The 18,928-nt window shown below is 62.3% G+C and carries 17 protein-coding genes, 1 tRNA gene and 1 pseudogene; 8 read left to right on the forward strand and 11 right to left on the reverse strand.

What is annotated here, in order from left to right:
• Nucleotides 1–42 precede the first annotated feature (42 nt).
• Entirely contained in the window at nt 43–1,971 is a 1,929-nt protein-coding gene (locus ACMGGN_RS13780; protein WP_046786466.1) for a transglycosylase SLT domain-containing protein, read from the forward strand.
• Between the two features lie 54 nt (nt 1,972–2,025).
• Here the strand turns inward: ACMGGN_RS13780 and ACMGGN_RS13785 are convergent, their stop codons facing one another.
• Together ACMGGN_RS13785 and ACMGGN_RS13790 are read right to left on the reverse strand one after the other, a co-directional pair.
• Nucleotides 2,026–2,829 carry an MOSC domain-containing protein gene (locus ACMGGN_RS13785; protein ID WP_237859542.1) on the reverse strand — a complete coding sequence of 268 codons (804 nt, stop codon included), beginning with the start codon at nt 2,827–2,829 and terminating at the stop codon, nt 2,026–2,028.
• Between the two features lie 55 nt (nt 2,830–2,884).
• On the reverse strand, nt 2,885–3,820 hold the full coding sequence (locus tag ACMGGN_RS13790) for a chemotaxis protein CheV (RefSeq protein WP_046786468.1): 936 nt from the start codon (nt 3,818–3,820) through the stop codon (nt 2,885–2,887).
• Nucleotides 3,821–4,174: 354 nt separating this feature from the next.
• Here ACMGGN_RS13790 and ACMGGN_RS13795 point away from each other — a divergent pair, with 354 nt between their 5' ends.
• The 3 genes from ACMGGN_RS13795 to ACMGGN_RS13805 all read left to right on the forward strand — a co-directional run bounded on the left by ACMGGN_RS13795 (nt 4,175) and on the right by ACMGGN_RS13805 (nt 6,608).
• The gene (locus ACMGGN_RS13795; protein ID WP_196997744.1) at nt 4,175–4,600 is read left to right on the forward strand and encodes a hypothetical protein; all 426 of its coding nucleotides are present in this window, start codon (nt 4,175–4,177) and stop codon (nt 4,598–4,600) included.
• Between the two features lie 461 nt (nt 4,601–5,061).
• Nucleotides 5,062–5,952: a sensor histidine kinase gene (locus ACMGGN_RS13800; protein ID WP_115275414.1), complete on the forward strand. Its 891-nt coding sequence runs from the start codon at nt 5,062–5,064 to the stop codon at nt 5,950–5,952.
• Nucleotides 5,949–6,608, forward strand: a complete 660-nt coding sequence (locus tag ACMGGN_RS13805) for a response regulator (protein ID WP_046786470.1) — start codon at nt 5,949–5,951, stop codon at nt 6,606–6,608. Before ACMGGN_RS13800 ends, ACMGGN_RS13805 begins: the two co-directional genes overlap by 4 nt.
• Here ACMGGN_RS13805 and yegS read toward each other — a convergent pair.
• Nucleotides 6,592–7,473, reverse strand: a complete 882-nt coding sequence (yegS, locus tag ACMGGN_RS13810) for a lipid kinase YegS (RefSeq protein WP_217433355.1) — start codon at nt 7,471–7,473, stop codon at nt 6,592–6,594. The genes ACMGGN_RS13805 and yegS overlap by 17 nt on opposite strands.
• Nucleotides 7,474–7,930: 457 nt before the next feature.
• Between yegS and ACMGGN_RS13815 the strand changes: the two genes are divergently transcribed.
• On the forward strand, nt 7,931–9,178 hold the full coding sequence (locus ACMGGN_RS13815; RefSeq protein WP_115275415.1) for a glycosyltransferase family 4 protein: 1,248 nt from the start codon (nt 7,931–7,933) through the stop codon (nt 9,176–9,178).
• Here ACMGGN_RS13815 and glp read toward each other — a convergent pair.
• Entirely contained in the window at nt 9,167–10,393 is a 1,227-nt protein-coding gene (gene glp / locus ACMGGN_RS13820) for a gephyrin-like molybdotransferase Glp (RefSeq protein ID WP_080952126.1), read from the reverse strand. The genes ACMGGN_RS13815 and glp overlap by 12 nt on opposite strands.
• Entirely contained in the window at nt 10,377–10,916 is a 540-nt protein-coding gene (gene moaB / locus ACMGGN_RS13825; RefSeq protein ID WP_039604205.1) for a molybdenum cofactor biosynthesis protein B, read from the reverse strand. Before moaB ends, glp begins: the two co-directional genes overlap by 17 nt.
• Nucleotides 10,917–11,092: 176 nt before the next feature.
• Between moaB and ACMGGN_RS13830 the strand changes: the two genes are divergently transcribed.
• Together ACMGGN_RS13830 and ACMGGN_RS13835 are read left to right on the forward strand one after the other, a co-directional pair.
• Nucleotides 11,093–11,314, forward strand: coding sequence for a YgdI/YgdR family lipoprotein (locus tag ACMGGN_RS13830; RefSeq protein WP_046786473.1), 222 nt, complete (start codon nt 11,093–11,095; stop codon nt 11,312–11,314).
• Between the two features lie 82 nt (nt 11,315–11,396).
• A tRNA-Pro gene (locus tag ACMGGN_RS13835) sits at nt 11,397–11,473 on the forward strand.
• A 53-nt stretch (nt 11,474–11,526) separates the two neighbouring features.
• Here the strand turns inward: ACMGGN_RS13835 and ACMGGN_RS13840 are convergent.
• From ACMGGN_RS13840 to ACMGGN_RS13850, 3 genes and pseudogenes are all read right to left on the reverse strand, one after another.
• Nucleotides 11,527–12,294: a methyl-accepting chemotaxis protein gene (locus tag ACMGGN_RS13840; protein WP_414156836.1), complete on the reverse strand. Its 768-nt coding sequence runs from the start codon at nt 12,292–12,294 to the stop codon at nt 11,527–11,529.
• A 117-nt stretch (nt 12,295–12,411) separates the two neighbouring features.
• Nucleotides 12,412–13,209, reverse strand: a pseudogene (locus tag ACMGGN_RS13845) (methyl-accepting chemotaxis protein); the annotation flags it as partial.
• 123 nt (nt 13,210–13,332) lie between these two features.
• Nucleotides 13,333–15,096, reverse strand: coding sequence for an ABC transporter transmembrane domain-containing protein (locus tag ACMGGN_RS13850; protein WP_174141786.1), 1,764 nt, complete (start codon nt 15,094–15,096; stop codon nt 13,333–13,335).
• Between the two features lie 203 nt (nt 15,097–15,299).
• Between ACMGGN_RS13850 and ACMGGN_RS13855 the strand changes: the two genes are divergently transcribed.
• Nucleotides 15,300–15,473 (forward strand): PA1571 family protein, encoded by a 174-nt coding sequence (locus tag ACMGGN_RS13855; protein ID WP_174141787.1) that lies wholly within the window; start codon nt 15,300–15,302, stop codon nt 15,471–15,473.
• 68 nt (nt 15,474–15,541) lie between these two features.
• On the opposite strand, the gene pdxB is transcribed toward ACMGGN_RS13855, so the two are convergent.
• The 3 genes from pdxB to rlmM all read right to left on the reverse strand — a co-directional run bounded on the left by pdxB (nt 15,542) and on the right by rlmM (nt 18,922).
• Nucleotides 15,542–16,684, reverse strand: a complete 1,143-nt coding sequence (gene pdxB / locus ACMGGN_RS13860; RefSeq protein WP_046786476.1) for a 4-phosphoerythronate dehydrogenase PdxB — start codon at nt 16,682–16,684, stop codon at nt 15,542–15,544.
• A 60-nt stretch (nt 16,685–16,744) separates the two neighbouring features.
• Entirely contained in the window at nt 16,745–16,987 is a 243-nt protein-coding gene (tusA, locus tag ACMGGN_RS13865; RefSeq protein ID WP_414156043.1) for a sulfurtransferase TusA, read from the reverse strand.
• A gap of 867 nt (nt 16,988–17,854) precedes the next feature.
• Entirely contained in the window at nt 17,855–18,922 is a 1,068-nt protein-coding gene (gene rlmM / locus ACMGGN_RS13870) for a 23S rRNA (cytidine(2498)-2'-O)-methyltransferase RlmM (RefSeq protein ID WP_046786477.1), read from the reverse strand.
• Nucleotides 18,923–18,928: the final 6 nt, after the last annotated feature.

Genomic DNA, 18,928 nt, shown 5'->3' on the forward strand with positions numbered 1-18,928 from the left:
CTCCGCCGTCACTTTCCCATGGTTCAACTGCCCGGACGTATCATGCGCAGCCGCCTGTTACAGATTGCTTCCTGCCTGCTGCTTACCGCCGCCACCGCCAGCGCGGCACAGGCCATCGACCTCTCCCAGCAACGTCAGTACTACGACGAGGCCAAGCGTGCATTGGCCAAGGGCGACAAGGGCCCGTACCTGCGCTATGCCCAGGCCCTGCGCGACTACCCGCTGACGCCCTACCTGGCCTACGACGAACTGACCGCTCGGCTGAAAAGCGCCAGCAACCAGGAAATAGAAGCGTTCCTGGCCAAACATGGCGACCTTCCCCAGGCCAACTGGATGAAACTGCGCTGGCTGCGCTGGCTGGCCGAACGCGGCGAGTGGAACACCTTCGTCAAATACTATGACCCCAAGCTCAACTTCACCGAACTGGACTGCCTCAACGGCCAGTACCAGCTGAGCCATGGCCTGCGCGCCGAAGGTTATGCCAGCGCCGAAAAGCTGTGGAACGTGGGCAAGTCGCAACCGGCCGCCTGCGACACCCTGTTCGGCATGTGGGCCGCCGAAGGTCAGCTGACCGAGGCCAAGCGCTGGAACCGCGCCAAACTGGCAGCGCAGGCGCGTAACTACTCCCTGGCCAACAGCCTGGTCAAATCGCTGACCACGCTTGGCCCGCAAGGCCGCCTGTTAATCGATGTGGCGCAAAAGCCCGAACTGCTCAACCAGCCATCGCGCTTCACACCGGTCAACGAGGCCATGTCCGATGTCGTCAGCCTGGGCCTGCGCCGCCTGGCTCGCCAGGACCCGCAGCGTGCCATGGCGCTGCTCGACGACTATGCACAGCGCATGCACTTTTCCTCGGACGAAAAAGTCGCGATCGCCCGCGAAATCGGTTTGACACTGGCACGCCGCTACGACCCGCGTGCCCTTGACCTGATGACGCGCTACGACCCGCAGTTGCGGGACAATACGGTCAGCGAATGGCGTCTGCGCCTGCTGCTGCGCCTGGGCCGCTGGGAAGATGCCTACGAACTGACCAAGCGCCTGCCGCAGGACCTGGCCAGTACCAGCCGCTGGCAATACTGGCAAGCACGCAGCCTGGAACTGGCCCAGCCAAACAACCCGCAAAGCCTTCTGCTGTACAGGAACGTGGCACGCGAACGGGACTTCTATGGCTTTCTCGCCGCCGACCGGGCGCAAACGCCCTACCAGCTCAACAACCGGCCACTGGTGCTGAGCCCGCAACTGGTCAGCAAGGTGCGTAACACTCCTGGAATCCAGCGTGCCCTGGAATTCCATGCCCGCGGCCAGATCGTCGACGGTCGCCGCGAGTGGTATCACGTCAGCCGACACTTCAGCCGCGACGAAATGGTTGCCCAGGCGCGCCTGGCCTATGACCTGCGCTGGTATTTCCCGGCCATTCGCACCATCAGCCTGGCCAAGTACTGGGACGACCTCGATATCCGCTTCCCGATGGCCCACCGCGATACGCTGGTGCGTGAAGCCAAGGTGCGCGGGTTGCACTCAAGCTGGGTGTTCGCAATCACACGCCAGGAGAGTGCCTTCATGGAGGATGCGCGCTCCAGTGTAGGTGCCAGCGGCCTCATGCAGTTGATGCCGGCCACAGCCAAGGAAACCGCGCGCAAGTTCAGCATTCCGCTGGCGTCACCGCGCCAGGTGCTCAACCCGGACACGAACATTCGGCTGGGCGCAGCCTATCTGAGCCAGGTACACGGCCAGTTCAACGGCAATCGGGTGCTGGCGTCGGCGGCGTACAACGCCGGCCCCGGGCGCGTGCGCCAATGGCTCAAAGGTGCCAAGCACCTAAGCTTTGACGTGTGGGTGGAGTCGATTCCGTTCGACGAGACGCGTCAGTATGTACAGAACGTGCTGTCTTACTCGGTGATCTACGGGCAGAAGCTCAATGCACCCCAGCCGTTGGTAGATTGGCACGAGCGGTATTTCGACGACATGTGAAGCAATGCCGCCTCTTCGCGGGCCAGCTCGCGAAGAGGCAGGTACTTGCTACCACTACTCCAGCACTTCGACTTCCATCCCCACCTCAAGCCGACCACGGCCATCCACCGCCAGGTTCTGCCCGAACAGGATGTCACCTTCGCGCTCGCGAAAGGTCTTGAGCGTGGCCAACGGCTCCCGGTCCGGGCTGCGCTCTCCGGTTTCAGGGTCCAGCGTGGTGAAGATGCACCGCACGCTCGGCTTGAGCACGCGTAACTCAAGCCCGCCAATACGAATGCGCTTCCAGCCATCTTCGGCAAACGGCTCTGCACCCTGCACCACCAGGTTCGGTCGAAAACGCAGCATCTCCATGGGCCGGCCAATGCGCCGGTTCAACTCCTGCAGCGACCCCTGGCCAATCAGCAATAACGGGAAACCATCGGGGAAAGCCGCCCTGTCGCTGTTCAAGCCATAACCGCTGGGCAGGTAGCGCGCCCGATGCTCGGGGCAGTGGACCAGTCGCACTGGCTTGCCGAGCAATTGCGATAGCCAGGCTGCGGCCTCATCGCCGGCATCCGGCACACGCAACGTGTCACGCCAGATGGTCACACCGCGCAGGCCGTCATCTGCAGGCGGCACCGCCACCTGCAGAGCTGGCAGGCCCGGGGCCTCCAGCAGCAGCGTACCTGCCGCCCCTTCGCCAGCCTTGAGCTGGCTGAGCTGCGGCCAGGCGCGCTGGGTGAGAAAGCGTCCGTTGTCTTGCTCGACCACCAGCCAGCGCCGGTCACCCGACAAACCCAGATTATCGACCAGTGAAGACTGCAGACATTGCGCCTGCCCCGACTTCACCGGATACCGATACAGCTCGCTCAGAAACATCCCTGCCTGCCTCGTGCCATGCCAAATGCCAGATTATACCCGGCAGCCGCAAGGATCACGCAGTGGTCGAATCCAGTAGCAAACGCTGCTTGACCACTTCGACCAAACGATCAGGCTGGAACTTGGAAAGGAAATTGTCGCAGCCGACTTTCTTGACCATGGATTCGTTGAAGCTGCCTGACAGCGAGGTGTGCAACACCACGTACAGCTTGCGTAGGCGCGCATCACTGCGGATTTCGGTGGTCAGCCGATAACCGTCCATTTCAGGCATTTCCGCGTCAGTGAACACCATCAGCAGTTTTTCGCACACATCTTCGCCTGCATCGGCCCAGCCCTTGAGCATGCGCAAGGCCTTCAGGCCGTCGCTGGCAACATGCAGTTTCATCCCCAGTTGCGAAAGGGTGTCACGCAGCTGCGCCAGCGCCACGCTGGAATCATCCACCAGTAGCACTTCGCGGCCACGGGCGCGAGCCAATATCGGGTCAGCGAGCTTGTCGTTGGAGACCTTCGCGTTGTAAGGCACGATCTCGGCCAGCACCTTCTCGACGTCAATGACCTCCACCAGCTTTTCGTCCACCTTGGTGATTGCCGTCAGGTAATGCTGACGGCCGGCACTGGAAGGCGGCGGCATGATGGCTTCCCAGTTCATATTGACGATGCGATCGACCCCACCTACCAGGAACGCCTGCACCGAGCGGTTGTACTCGGTGACGATGATGGTGCTGTCTGGCCCCGGCTGCAGCGGGCGCATGCCGATTGCCTGGGACAGGTCGATGACCGGCAAGGTCTGCCCACGCAGGTTGACCACGCCACAGACAAACGCGTGGCGCTGCGGCATCAAGGTCAACTTGGGCAACTGCAGCACTTCCTGCACCTTGAACACGTTGATGGCGAACAACTGGCGCCCGGCCAGGCGGAACATCAGGATTTCCAGGCGGTTCTCACCCACCAGTTGCGTTCGTTGGTCTACCGTGTCGAGAATGCCAGCCATTGGAAAACCCCCAGGCTCAAGTCGGAATAATGTGAGTTCATCCACCCTATATCGGCGGTTGCGTACGCAGCTTGACCCTTGAGCGAAAATGCTTCGCGGGCCAATTGATATCACATTAACATCATGCTTTACTGCAGCCAGTCAACCTTGGGCCCATTGCCTGGAGCAGCTGTCGCCCCCCTAGAGCAATATCAGGGAAACCCTTAGCGTCAACCGGGTGCAACCTGATGTTCGCGCTATCCTTTAGCCATTAATGTGACGCCATTCTCACTGCATGAATGGAGTCAGGCTTTTGCTAGCGAACGACACGGCTTGGCCATCACCCGCTCCCGCGCTGCGGCCCGGGGCCTCATGATGGACAGTTCAGCTTTCGACAGCAGCGCCCTGCAGGACTTTCTGCTGGATGCGCAAGTGTTGCTGACCCAGTCCCAGGAGTGCCTTCAGCACCTGGAACTGATCGCCAATGACCCCGACGCCTGCCATTGCCTCATCAACACCCTCGATACTCTTGCCCGGCGCGCCAGCGGCCTGGGGCTGCTTGAAGTCGCCCAATACGCCTCTGCCTTGCAGCAACTGCTCGCTCCAGCCTGCAGGCAGTTGCACCTGCACAATCATGCTTTGCCTGCATTGGCGGCCTGCCTGACCCTGCTGGCCTGGCAACTGGAGCTTGTCGATGCGCACACCGGGCGGCTCGCCCTTGATGCCAGCGAACAAACCAACTTGCTTGCCGAACTGGCAAAAGCACTGGACCAGCCATTGCCGCAAACGTGTGCGCCTTGACAGGAAACCCGTAGCGAATGTGCTGGCACGCACCAGGCCGGCCCCATGGCCAGTCGCCCAACTTGCGCAGATAAACGCACTAGCAGTCATTGACGGTTTGCAACTAAGGCGACGGTGCTTTACCGAATCAGGATCCAACTTGTGAAGGGCTGAAAGTTGCCACACCCTGTTCTACCGGGATTCGCGCAAGTTGAACCGAGCAGGCCAATCGATGGTGGCTATTTGCTGCTCAAATCAGGCATCGCTCCCCCCTGATCGCCCCGCAAACCTTGAGGTTTCAAAGCATTCCCCGCTCGCGACCAAACCGGCCTGAAGTGATACCATGCGCACTAACAAATACCGGTCACCCGTATATGGATCGCCTCAACGCGCACTTGGCAAATATTGAAAGCACCACGCCAAAGCCTGCGGCAAGACATGCGCAAGGCCTCCATCAGCAAGGTTACAGTGGCTTCCCCTCTATGCTCCCACGCTTGAAGAATGCTCTGCGTTGCCGCTCCCTCGCCACTGTGCTGCGCTGGGCGACTGCATTGCTGTGCGTGGCGTCGCTGTTTGCCAACCTGCTGCTGTTCACCGGCGGCCATGCCATACCGGCCAGCCTGATGCTGTTGCATCTGATAGCAATGTTCGGGGTCGGCTGGCACCTGAGCCAGGGTGCCAGGTCTATCAGCTTGCGCCCGGCAGAACTGGCCGATCGCATGCTCAAAGTCCAGGAAAGCGAACGCCAGCACCTTAGCCGCGAACTGCATGACGACATCGGCCAACTGCTGACCGCTGCCAAATTGCAGCTGGAGTGGTTGCAGCGGCGGCTGCCAAGCGATTTGCAGACGCAATGCGGCGCCCTGCACAGCACACTCGATGACACCCTGAGCAAGGTGCGTGACGTCTCTGCCATCCTCAATCCCCGGCAGTTGGTCAGCCTTGGCCTGGAAGCCAGCCTGCGTGCCCATCTGGTGCGCACGCTAGGCAGCACCGACATGCATTGGAGCCTGGAATGCCATCAAAGGCTGGGTGGCATTTGCGAGGAGGTGACCATGGCTGCTTTTCGCATCGCGCAAGAGGCGGTCACCAACATATTGCGCCATGCCAAGGCGCGCAACCTGACCATCCGCCTGCAGCGCAGCCCCACCGGCCTGAGCTTGTCGATAGAGGACGATGGCCAAGGCTTCATCCCCGCCGCCAATCCGGCTGAGGCAGGCCAGCGCGGCATGGCTGGCATGCAGGAGCGTGCCACAGCGCTCCAGGGCACACTGAAAATTACCAGCCAGCTTGGCCTCGGCACCCGGATCGAGGTCTTGTTCCCATGGCCACCACGCACCCATGAACGCGCCAGGACACCTGCTATCCGATGACCTGTAGACTGCTGCTGGTCGATGACCATTCGCTGATTCGAGCCGGGGTCCGTGCCCTGGTGTCTGACATACCCGGCTACACCGTGGTCGGCGAAGCCGACGATGGCGGCCAACTGCTCGAGCAAGCCCAGCAACTGGCGCCCGACATCGTGCTGCTCGACATTTCCATGCGCTCGACCAGCGGCCTCGATGCCCTCACCCTGCTGCGCGCCTCTGGCAGCACCTGCAAAGTACTGATCCTGTCCATGCACACCGACCCGGACCTGATCATGCGCGCCCTGGAAAGCGGCGCCCACGGCTACCTGCTCAAAGACGCCACCGCAAAGGAGCTGGAGCAGGCACTGGCCGCACTACGCAGTGGCGAGCGCTACCTCAGCCCGGCCATCGCCCACACGGTGATCAACCAGGCGCTGATGCGTGCGCAGCAGGGCAAGCAGCCAAACATCGACCGCCATAACCTCACTGCACGGCAACTGGAAATCCTGCGCCTGATCGTACGGGGCAAATCCACTCGCGAAATCGCTGCCGGGCTTGCCCTTTCGATCAAAACGGTGGAAACCCATCGCTCGCAGATCATGAAACGCCTGCAGATCTACGATGTCGCCGGGCTGGTACTGTTTGCCGTGCGCGAGAAAATCATCAGCCTGGATGACTGAGCAGCGGCGAGTTTGGCGGCAGATGCAGGCGCAGCGCCGCAGGCAGGGCCTCGAAGCGCAGGCTGTCAGCCTGTAACGGCTCACCATCGAGGTTGATGTCCAGGCCTTGGGAGCTCTTGATCTCTACCCAGGGCAAGCGCGCACGAACGAACAGCCCTTCGCCGGCCAGCAGCTCACGCAGCGCCCCCACCACTTCTTGCGGTGCCGGCAGGATAGCGATGTCGAGCAGGCCGTCATCCACCAGGGCATCGGCGCACAATACCTGACCGCCACCTGCCTGGCGGCCATTGCCGATGCCCAGCGCCAGCAAGTCACCCTGCCAGTGGAAGTCCGGGCCTTTCAGCTCCACCGACGCGGCCTGCAACTCACTGAAGCGCGACAGCCCGGTGAACAGGTAGGCCGCTGCGCCCAGCACTTTTTTGAGGTCCTCGGAGGTGTTTGCCGTGACCTGACTGCCAAACCCGCCCGTGGCCATGTTCAGAAACATCTGGTCGCCAACCTTGCCCAAGTCGATTGGCCGTGCCGGCATATCCAGCAGCGCCAGCGCCTCAGCCGGCTGCAATGACACACCAGCGGCTTTGGCGAAATCATTGGCGGTACCCAAAGGCAGCAATGCCAGGCTGGCCTGAGTATTTGCCTGCCCCATGGCTTCGGCCACATCGCGCAAAGTACCGTCGCCGCCTCCTGCGACCACATGGGTGTAGCCAGCCGCCAGCGCCTCGGCAACCAGCCGCTGGGCATCACCTGCTTCCCAGGTCACCCGCACATCCAGCGTCCAGCCCCGCTCACGCTGGGCGAGGACGGCCTTGCGCACATCTTCGTTCATCGCCTGCTTGCCGTGCAGGATCACCATTGCCTTACCCATCACGCTTCTCCCAAGGGACCGCTCATTGCAGATCTCGACCACAGGCGCAGGCAGATTGCTGCATGCACCGGCTGATCATGCGCCAACGCCAGACACCCATGTGAACAAAAACCGGTCAGGCCCACATCAACAGGATTGAAAGCTTCGGCCATCAGGCGCATGATCGACAAATATTTGGCCAAAACCGATAAGGCACAATAAACAAGTCGGTTTTTTGACTTTTTGCCGCCAGAGCCTTGGCAGTTCGCAAGCTGCCCATTAGCGCTACGTGCAGCGCCCGAGTCGAGACTGTGAAATGAGCGTTCTCATCCCCTGCATGATCGACACAAGCGAGTACCTGGGCGAAGACGATAGCGTGGGCTTTACTCAAATGTATGGACGCGTCCCGGTTGTAGCCATTGGCTGACTGCCCACGGGCGCGTTTTTTGTCTGCAGCCTTTAGCGAGGATTGTGGTTCATGCGCATACTCTGGACGCTGCCCTACCTACCCTGGCCAACCACCAGCGGCAGCAAGACCCGGCAATACCACCTGCTGCGCGCCCTTGCGCAGCACGGGCACCGGATCACCTTGCTGGTGCAGTCGAAAGTCCCGCTGAACGATGCCACCCGCGAAACGCTGGAGCCACTGGTCGAGCGGCTGATCGTGCTACCCCGCCGGGCGCTGCACAGCCCGCTCAACCTGCTGGCCTCACCGATCATCGACTACCCCATGCGGGCAATCATCAATGGCTTGGCGCCCTGCCTGCGCCACCGCTTCGAGCAGTTGCTGGACGAGCCCTGGGATGTCATCCAGATCGAGCACAGCTACGGCTTCCAACCCTTCGAAAAAGCCCTGCAGGCCCGCGGCCTGCCCTACATGCTCAGCGAACACACACTCGAATCGGTGATGGGCGCCGCCTGCCATGATCGCCTGCCACTTTGGCTGCGCCCGCTCAATGCGTTCGACCGTTGGCGCTATCGTCGCTGGGAGCAACGCGTACTCTGCCAGCCCACCGAAGTGGTTGCGGTGAGCACCCATGACGCCGAACTGATAAGCCAGATCAGCGGGCGCCCAGTGAACGTAGTGGTCAACGGTGTGGATTGCGAGTATTACCAACAGGTATGTCCCGCACTGCACAGTCAGCGACTGCTGTTCGTCGGCAACTTCGAATACGGTGCGAACCTTGAGGCCATCGAATGGGCGCTGGAAGAAATCCTGCCGCAGGTGTGGATGAGCAACCCTGCGGTGCGCCTGGCCATAGCCGGGCATGCCATGCCGGCCTCATGGAAGCTGCACTGGAACGATCCCCGCATCGAATGGCTGGGTTATCGCCCTGACCTTCGCGAACTGCAGCGGCGCTCGGCGCTGTTCTTCGCCCCTCTGCGATACGCCGGCGGCTCCAAAGTCAAGATTCTCGAAGCCATGGCTGCCGGGCTGCCGGTGATCACCACCAGCAAGGGCGTTTCAGGCCTTGCCGTGAACAACGGCGAGCATTACCTGGGCAGCGATGACGGTGACCAGTTGGCACTGCTGATTACCCAACTGCTCAACCAACCCTGGCGCATGTGCCAACTGAGCGAGGCCGGCCGCCAGTTTGCCCGGCATCGTCATGACTGGAGCGTGGCGGCGCAGCAACTGGAGAACGTGCACATGCGCCTGACCCAGTCAGCGCCTGCCACCGCCCCGCAACCTATAGACCCGTGGCTAGGGCGATCAACCAAGTAGTTCGCTCAACGGTATGAACGGTACGCTGTCACCCTGCTGCGGCGTGCTGCCTTCGCGCACCTCCACCAAGCCCTCAGCCCAGGCGGCGCTGCGCAACACGCCTGAGCTCTGGTTCTTGTAGATGCGCACCCGGCCGTTGTCGATCCGCGCCCGCAGGTATTCGCGACGGGTTCCGGCCTTGGGCCAATCGAAACCCGCAGGCACGTCGAAACGTAGCGGAGTGACTTCGGCAACCCCTTGGCGGCGCAGCAAGTAAGGGCGCGTGAGCAGGCCGAAGGTCACCAGCGTCGACGCAGGGTTGCCTGGCAGGCCGATCACCGGCACACCTTGATAATGCCCGAATGTCAGCGGCTTGCCTGGCTTGATCGCCAGCTTCCACAAGGCCAGCTCGCCCGCCTCACGCAGCGCCGCGCCCAGGTAATCGGCCTCGCCCACGGAAACTCCCCCGGTGGACAGGATCAGGTCGACATCACCCAGGCTGGCCAGGCACTGGCGAGTCCGCACCAGGTCATCAGGCAGGATGCCCATGTCGCGCACTTCACAGCCCAGGCGTTGCAACCAACTGACCAGCAGGCGGCGGTTGCTGTTGTAGATCTGCCCTGGGCCCAGTGGCAAACCTGGCTCGACCAGCTCGTCGCCGGTGGACAACACTGCCACCCGTACCCGACGCACCACCTGCAGTTGAGCATGCCCCAAGGTTGCGGCCAACCCCAGTTCGATCGGGCCCAGGCGCGTTCCTGCGACCATCACCTGTTCGCCCTGGCGTGTTTCCTGGCCTTGGGGACGGACATTCTGCTCAGGCTTGATCGGTTCGAGGAAACGCACCCGGCCATCCTCCAGCACCTCGGTGTTTTCCTGCATCTCGACGCAGTCGGCACCGGCCGGCAGCGGGGCGCCGGTGAAGATCCGCGCGCACGTGCCGGGCTGCAACGGCTCGGGCGCGTGCCCGGCAAAAATGCGCTGGCTGACGGGCAACGGCTGGCCTTGGCAATCGGCCAGGCGCAGTGCGTAGCCATCCATGGCACTGTTGGGCCAGGGCGGCAGGTCGAGCGAGGCAACCAGGTCGGTCGCCAGCACCCGGCCTTCGGCCTCGGCCAGCGGGACGGTTTCGGTGTCCTTGATCGGCGCGGCCTCGGCCAAGGCCAGCAGGCGCTCCAGCGCTTCTTCCACCGGCATCAATGGCCGGGCCTGCGGCGCCTCAGCCACGGCTTTCACAAGCCGCTGCCTGCTTCAGGTGCGCAACGAAATTGCACGGGCGATGGCGGGCATCGAGCTGCTCGGCAAGGATACCGTCCCAGCCAGTGCGCACAGCATTGGTCGAGCCCGGCAGGCAGCACACCAGCGTGCCGTTGGCCAGGCCGGCCAAGGCGCGCGACTGAACGGTCGACGTGCCGATGTCGGCAACGGAGATCTGCCGGAACAGCTCGCCGAAGCCTTCCACTTGCTTGTCCAGCAGGCAGGCCACGGCCTCAGGCGTACTGTCGCGCCCCGTGAAGCCGGTGCCACCGGTAATCAACACGACCTGCACGCGGTCATCGGCGATCCAGGTGGCAACCTGGGCGCGGATCTTGTAGAGGTCGTCCTTGAGCAGCTTACGCTCAGCCAGCTGGTGGCCCGCCGCAGTCAGGCGGTCGACGAACATCTGCCCGGAGGTGTCGGTTTCAAAGGTACGGGTGTCGCTGACCGTCAGCACGGCAATATTCAGGGCCACGAAGGGGGTATCTGCCTTGGCTTTCATGAGTGTTCATCGCAGGGGAAAGGGATGGCCGCATTTATATCACAGGCTGCCCTGCGGCAACCTTGACAGACCCAGGTCAATACTCAGCGATTGGCGCTATGCTGCACTCTAGAAGGAACTTGCGCAGACGCCTTGCGTCTTAACGTCATCTAGCACCATCGCACTGGAGAAACACGATGATTAAACGGACCCTTCCCGCCTTTCTGCTCGCCCTGGGCCTGGGCGCCCTCGCTGGCTGCGCCTCGCCAACCGTGATCACCCTGAACGACGGTCGTGAGATCCAGGCTGTGGACACTCCGTCCTTTGACGAGGACTCTGGCTTCTACGAGTTCGAGCAACTTGATGGCAAGCGTACGCGCCTGAACAAAGACCAGGTTCGTACCGTCAAGGAGCTCTGATCGAGCGCCCTGTTTTGAGCCTAAGCCCTTTTAACAACAAGGGCTTGCGTTCGAAAAAACCATGCAGTAGGATTTCGTTCATCGGAGTGTAGCGCAGCCAGGTAGCGCGTCTCGTTCGGGACGAGAAGGCCGCAGGTTCGAATCCTGTCTCTCCGACCAAATCCTTCAAAAAGCCCGCCATTGTGCGGGCTTTTTGTCATGCGCGATAAGCACTACGCGGTAAGCCGCGAAGTGACCTCACCCAACTGCCCCGACAGCCCATGCAGGCGCTGGCCTGCCTGCTCGGTGTGCTGCACTGCCTCCTGGTTGGCTGTGGCGATGCGGGTAATCTCGACCAGGTTGCGCGAGATGTCCTCGGCCACGCTGGTCTGCTCTTCAGCGGCCGTGGCGATCTGCCGGTTCATGTCACGGATGGCCTCAACCGCCGTGGTGATGCGCTGCAGCATCTGCCCAGCCTGCTGCACCTGCTCGGCCCCCTCCTCGCTGCGCTGCTGCCCGCTTTCGATGGCCTTGACCGCGTCCAAGGCACCAGACTGTACCGCCTCGATGATCTGATGGATTTCGGCGATCGACGCCGCCGTGCGCTGAGCCAGGCTGCGCACCTCGTCGGCGACCACCGCAAAGCCGCGCCCGGCCTCACCCGCACGGGCTGCTTCAATGGCCGCATTGAGCGCCAGCAGGTTGGTCTGCTCGGCGATACCACGGATCACTTCCAGCACCTTGCCGATGCGCGAACTGTCAGTTTCAAGATCGCGGATTACCGCCGCAGTACCTGCGATCTCCCGGTTGACCACGCCAATGATGTCGATGGTCTGCTGCATTACCCGCTCGCCAGCCTGGGCACTGTGGTCGGCTTCATCGGCCGCGCGCGCGGCTTCGGCGGCGTGACGGGCAACCTCTTGGGCAGTGGCGGACATCTCGTGCATCGCCGTGGCCACCTGATCGGTGCGCTGGAACTGGTCATGGGTACCGCGCGCCATGTCACCGGCGATGCTGCGCAGCTGGCCACTGGCGCCTTCGAGCTCTTGGGCATTGTCCTTGAGCCGGCCAACGGTTTCGGCAAGGAAATCACGCAAGGTATTGGCCGCCCGCGCAAGGCGGCCCAGTTCATCCTCGCGACGGCTGTCGACCCGAGCGCCAAAGCGGCCCTGGCTCAATTGCGCTACGTACTCGATCAACTGGCTGATCGGCTCGATCAGGCTACGGTTGACCCGCCACAGGCTGAGCAAACCGACCAGCAGTGCCGACCCGAGCATCACCAGCATACCCAGCCATACCGTGCGCTCGGCCCTGGCATTGATGCTGTCGGCGCGTTCACGGGCGTCGGCGCGCAACTGCTCGACCAACGCGCTCATCTGCTCGCTGGCAGCACGGTCGACACCTTTGACAGCCAGATCGCCGGCGACCGGGTCACCACCTGCGGCCAGAAACGCCTGGCGCCCCTGCGCGTAGGCCACACCCAATTGCCGATGGCTGTCACGCAGTTGCTGCAAAGGCTCCTTGAGCTTCTGATCACTGCTGTCGATCAGTTGCCCAAGCAACTGCTGAACCTGCTGCTCCCGGGCCTGGAACTGCTGCCAGTACTTTTCCAGCTCAGCCGGCTGGCGGCCGCGCAGCAGCACGTTTTTCCACTCCTGCACCTGGATCTTGAACTGCAGGTTGGCTTCGTCGATCGATTGCGAGGCCTGCAGTGGTCCATCGACCAGCGTGGCATAACTGCGCACGCTGGAGGACAGAAACTGGAAGCACACCAAGGCAATCAGCAGCATCGCCGCCAGGCTGCCGCCGAGCAGGGTAAGAATTTGTACTCTGAGGGATTTACGCAACATCGCAGATCTCGGGAACAAGGATTTAGGAAACAGCGTGCCGCTGGCAGCGCCGCCACAGACATCCATGTCCTCGTTCGCAGGCCAAAAAAAGCTGCCATCAATCGATAGCAGCCAGGTCGAGCACTTACGCAACAGTTGAAGGGATAGTCTCAAGCAATTGCTACAAAAATGTTACAAGCCTTCGATGCGTCAACCTGCGTTGAACTGCAGCGAGGCCAGCCTGGCGTACAGCGGGCTCTTTTCGATCAGTTCACGGTGGGTGCCCACCGCCACCAGGCGCCCCTTGTCGATGACCGCGATGCGGTCGGCATGCTGCACCGTGGCCAGGCGATGGGCGATGACCAGCGTAGTGCGGCCCGCCATCAGGCTCGGCAGCGCCTGCTGGATCAAGTGCTCGCTCTGCGCATCGAGGGCGCTGGTGGCTTCGTCGAGCAGCAGGATCGGCGCATCCACCAGCAACGCCCGCGCAATCGCCAGACGTTGCCGCTGCCCGCCCGACAGGCCAATACCACCCTCGCCCAGCGGTGTCTGGTAACCCTGCGGCAGTTGCCGGATGAACTCATCGGCATGTGCGCCACGCGCCGCCGCTTCGACCTCGGCCAGGCTCGCCTGCGGGCGCCCATAGCGGATATTGGCCTCGACCGTACCGCGGAACAGTGAGGGGTTCTGCGCTACCAGGGCGAACTGGCGGCGTAGTTCGCCCAACGCCAGGCTGGTGATTGGCTGGTTATCCAGAAGGATGCCCCCCTGCTGGGGGTCGTAGAAGCGCAGCAGCAAGTCGAACAATGTCGATTTGCCCGCGCCGGATGGCCCCACCAGCGCCACGGTCTGGCCTGGCTCGATGACCAGGCTCAGGTTGTCGATGGCGGCAACCGATGGCCTGGAAGGGTAAGCAAATACCAGGTTCTTGAGCTCGATACGCCCACCAGCGCGCTGGCGATGCAGCGCAAACGGCTGCTCGGCCTCTAGAATGCTGCTACGCGCCGCCAGCAGTTCGGCGATACGCTCGGCCGCGCCGGCGGCGCGCTGTAGTTCGCCGATGACTTCGCTCAAAGTACCGAAGGCACTACCGACGATCAGGCTGTAGAACACGAAGGCTGCCAGTTCGCCTGCGGAGATGCGCCCGGCGATCACATCCATGCCGCCGACCCACAACATCACCCCCACCGCGCCCAGCACCAGCACGATGACCAGAGTGATCAACCAGGCCCGCTGCGCGATACGCTGGCGCGCCACGGCGAAGGCCGCCTCTACCGTTCCAGCGAACAGTTGGCGGTCTAATGCCTGGTGGTTGTAGGCCTGCACGGTCTTGATCTGCCCCAGCGTCTCGGCCACATAGCTGCCCACATCCGCCACCCGGTCCTGGCTCTGGCGCGACAGGCTGCGCACGCGCCGGCCAAACAGCAGGATCGGCGCCAGTACCAAAGGCAGGGCCACCACGACGATACTGGTGAGTTTGGGGTTGGTGATGAAAAGCAGCACGACACCGCCGATCACCATCAGGGCGTTGCGCAGGAACATCGACAGTGATGAGCCGATGACCGCCTGCAGCAATGTGGTATCGGCGGTCAGCCGGGACTGGATTTCCGAGCTGCGGTTGTCTTCGAAAAAGCCAGGGTGCAGCCCTATCAGGTGATCGAATACGGCGCGGCGAATATCGGCCACGCACCGCTCACCGATCCAGGAAACCAGATAGAAGCGGCTGAATGTCCCTATCGCCAACGCCAGCACCAACAGCAGGAACAGGCCGATGGTCTGATTGAGCTGGTGAGCCGAACGGGTCATGAACCCCTGGTCCACCAACAGGCGAATGCCTTGCCCCATGGACAGTGTAATGCCGGCGGTCACTACCAGAGCCAGCAACGCCAACAGCGCTTGGCGACGGTATGGGCGCATGAATTGCCAGCAGAGAAACAAGGCGCGACGCTGACGTGAAGAAACCGGTTCGGGCATGGCGATGGACCACAATGACAGTGAAACAGCAGCCTACCATTCATCCAGCATGGCAGTGCCTATAGCCCATCGTTCTAAAACGCCTCTGGAGGTTTGCCGCACTTTCTGGTGGACTGTAGCTGTCGTGACCTCCAAGAGCCGCTGTCACAGGCCAGTCACGGCACAGGTTTACCTTGATATTGGACCTGATGAGGAGACTGTAGATGAGCTTGCAGCATGGCAGCGACACCCAGAAGCCCCAGAGCACCCCACAACCGAAGGTCTGCGGATCGATCATCGATGCCCAGGGCCGTGAAGTACCGATCACCGAGCAAATGATCCAGCAGGCCTGCAAGGACCTCGAGGAAAGCCGGGTGAAGAAGGTGCGCAAGGGCTGAATGAAGAATTGCTTGAAACCCGGCGCTGGCGCCGGGTTTTTATTTGCCCGGAATGTTCTGCCTGCTCGTCAAACGACCACTGCACCCAAGGCATTGACCATCTGCACCAACTGCGGAGCCTCGCCCCGCAACCGCACCGCTAACCCTTCGATTTCACGGCGTGGCGGATACTGTTTGCGCAACAGGTCGAACGCCGCGCGCTGCTCGGCCGCATCGTCGCTCAGGCTGCGACGGAAATCGGCATCGTCGCGGCGCGGGTCGTACACCGCCCGGCACAACGTCGCCAAGGCCCAGCCAAGGTCAGCTTCGCCATCGAACTCGATCTGCGCCAGTGGCGGTTTGGGCAGAAGATCCTGCAACTGCACGCGCTCGGCCTCACCCAGGAAGCGGCACAACGCCTGGTAGATCTGCGCCGTGCCGCGCTGGCGGCCATCCAGGCTGTAGCCGGCGATGTGCGGCGTAGCCAGGGTGCAGAGGTCGGCCAGTTGCAGGTCGACCTGCGGCTCGCCCTCCCATACATCGAGCACAGCGTGCACGTCTTCACGGTCCAACAGCAACTCACGGAGGGCGACGTTATCCACCACCGGCCCACGGCTGGCGTTGATCAGCCATGCGCCAGGGCGCAGCTGTGCGAGCTGCGCTTGGCCCAGCAGGTGCCAGGTCGGGTGCTCGCCGCCACGCTGCAATGGGGTATGCAGGCTGATCACATCGCATTGTTCGAGCACAGTTTGCAGGCTGACGAAATCGCCCCCCTCAGCCGCCTGGCGCAACGGGTCGCAGACCAGCACCTTCCAGCCCATGCCGTGCAACACGCGCACCAGCCGGCCACCGACCTCCCCTGCACCCACCACGCCGTAGGTGCGCTGGGGCAGCGCTGCACCGTCCAGGTCGGCGAGGGTCAGCAGGCTGCCCAGCACGTAGTCGACCACACCGCGGGCGTTGCAGCCCGGCGCGCTGCTCCAGTGGATGCCGGCTTCGGCAAAGTAATCCAGGTCCAGGTGATCGGTGCCGATGGTGCAGGTGCCGACAAAGCGCACCTTGCTGCCTTCGAGCAATTGCCGGTCGACCTTGGTCACCGAGCGCACCAGCAGCACATCAGCCTCTTTGACGCTGGCGGCGTCCATGCTCCTGCCAGGGTAACGGCGGATCTCGCCGAAACCTTCGAAGAAGGCATCGAGCAGCGGGATATTCTCGTCGGCAACTATCAGCATGGCGCTCTCCTGTCTGGGGAACGCAGTGTAGGTGCTATGCCCGGCACGATCCAGCGTGGATCAGTCGGCTTTCTTGCGAATCCAGTACAGGTAGGTACCGGCCTCTTCCTGCTGCTGCAGCAGTTCGTGGCCGAGGAAGCTGCAGAACTTGGGAATGTCGCGCCGGGTCGAGGGATCCGTAGCGATGACCTTGAGCAGGCCGCCGGCGGCCAGATTGCGCACGTGGGTGTGCAGCATCATCACCGGTTCTGGGCAGTTCAGGCCGGTGGCATCAAGGATGGCGTCGGGGGTGAAGTCAGTCATGGGGTGCTCCGCAAATGATCGCTATTGTGGCGCATAGCGTGGCGCGGACCAATAGTCACCTGCACGCCCTGCGCCGCAAGCACAGCTTGCTTTACCTTTGCCTTTGCCTTTGCCTTTGCTTTTGCTTTTGCTTCTAAGTGCGCGGTATGCCAGGCACCGCCGATTGCGACTTCAGGAGGCCGAGCGCAGGTCTTGCGGAGGGAGGTGACGGGCATGGATGCCCGTCAAGCGCTGCGGCCCATGGATGGGCCGTCAGCGCGGTCCTCCCGGGAGCAAGGCCGGAGCGAGGGAACCCCGAAGCGTAGCGTAGGGGCCGGATGATAGGAGCCAGCCTTTTTTGGTTACTTTTTGGGGCGTTTGCCAAAAAGTGACCCGCCGTAAGGGCGGAAAGGTGGGTGAGCGTCGCTACAGCAAATGGATATGCCCGGATGAATGAACCCCCCCGCATGAGCTTTGGCTTCTGGCTTCTGGCTTCTGGCTTCTGGCTTCTGGCTTCTGGCTTCTGGCTTCTGGCTTCTGGCTTCTGGCTTTCAGCTAGCGTGAATATCCATTTGCCGTGGCGGCGCTCACTCACCTTTCCGCCCTTACGGCGGGTCCCTTTTTGTCTTGGCAAAAAGGAACCAAAAACCGCCCGCTCCCATCATCCGGCCCCTACGCTACGCTCCGGGGTTCCCTCGCTCCGGCCTTGCTCCCGGGAGGACCGCGCTGACGGCCCATCCATGGGCCGCAGCGCTTGACGGGCATCCATGCCCGTCACCTCCCTTCGCAAGACCTGCGCTCGGCCTCCTGAAGTCGCAATCTGCGGCGTCTGAACTATCGCGCGCTTAAAAGCAAAAGCAAGGCAACGGCAACGGCAACGGCAACGGCTTACTTTCGTGGTTTCAGGTCCAGCCTGCGCAGATGGCACGTCACTTCCTCGCGGTCGTGATACAGCTGCTTGCAGGCAATCGACACCTTGACCTTGCGCGCCTTGAAGGTCGCCTCCATGCGGTCCAGCAAGCGACGCACCTCGGCATATCGCTGCTTCATCGGCAACTTAAGGTTGACCACCGCCTCCCGGCACAAGCCCTCCCCCAACCAAGTCTCGATCAACGAAGTGGTGCGCGCCGGCTTCTCGACGATATCGCAGACCATCCAGTCCACCGGTTGCTTGGGCTGCCAAGTGAAGCCGTCGGCCATCAGGTGCTGAACCAGCCCGGTGTCCATCAAACTCTCTGCCATCGGCCCATTGTCGATAGCAGTGACCAGCATGCCACGGCGCACCAGTTGGTAAGTCCAGCCACCCGGCGATGCCCCAAGGTCCACCCCGGTCATGTCATCGCCCAGCCGCTGCTCCCACTGCTCCCGTGGAATGAACTGGTGCCAGGCCTCTTCAAGCTTCAAGGTCGAGCGGCTCGGCGCTTCACGCGGGAATTTCAAGCGAGGAATTCCCATCGGCCACAGCGCACTGTTGTTCGCCTCGGCAACGCCAACGAATACCCGACGACCACTGATGAAGGTCAGCAACAGGCGAGGCAGGCTGGCGTTATCGACCAAGCGGCCGGCTTTTTCCAAAGCCTTGCGCAGCGGCACCTCGAACTTGCGACAGAACGTCGACAGCTCCTTACCGTCGTTGCTGTCCAGCACCTCCAGCCACAGGCTGCCAAACACCGGCAGTGTTGCCAGATGCTCGAGCAACACGCTGATCCGATCGGTCTCAGGCAGTTCGATGTAGCCGCCACGCGCCCACTGGCGCGGGAAGATCAGTTGGGCAAAGCGCAGCTGCGCCATCAACCGTTCGGCACCTTCGGCTTCGGCGCAGACAAACTCGGCGCAGGCGCTCTGCGGCTTGCCTTTGGCATAACCGGCAACCCCCAGGCGGGCAGCGTGTTCGCTGATCTCGGCGCAGACCTCGCCCTCGAACCCGGGCCGGCAATGCATGAACAGGGTATTCATCTCTCA

This window comes from Pseudomonas sp. BNK-30, from assembly GCF_047456185.1.
GTDB classification, from domain to species: domain Bacteria; phylum Pseudomonadota; class Gammaproteobacteria; order Pseudomonadales; family Pseudomonadaceae; genus Aquipseudomonas; species Aquipseudomonas putida_E.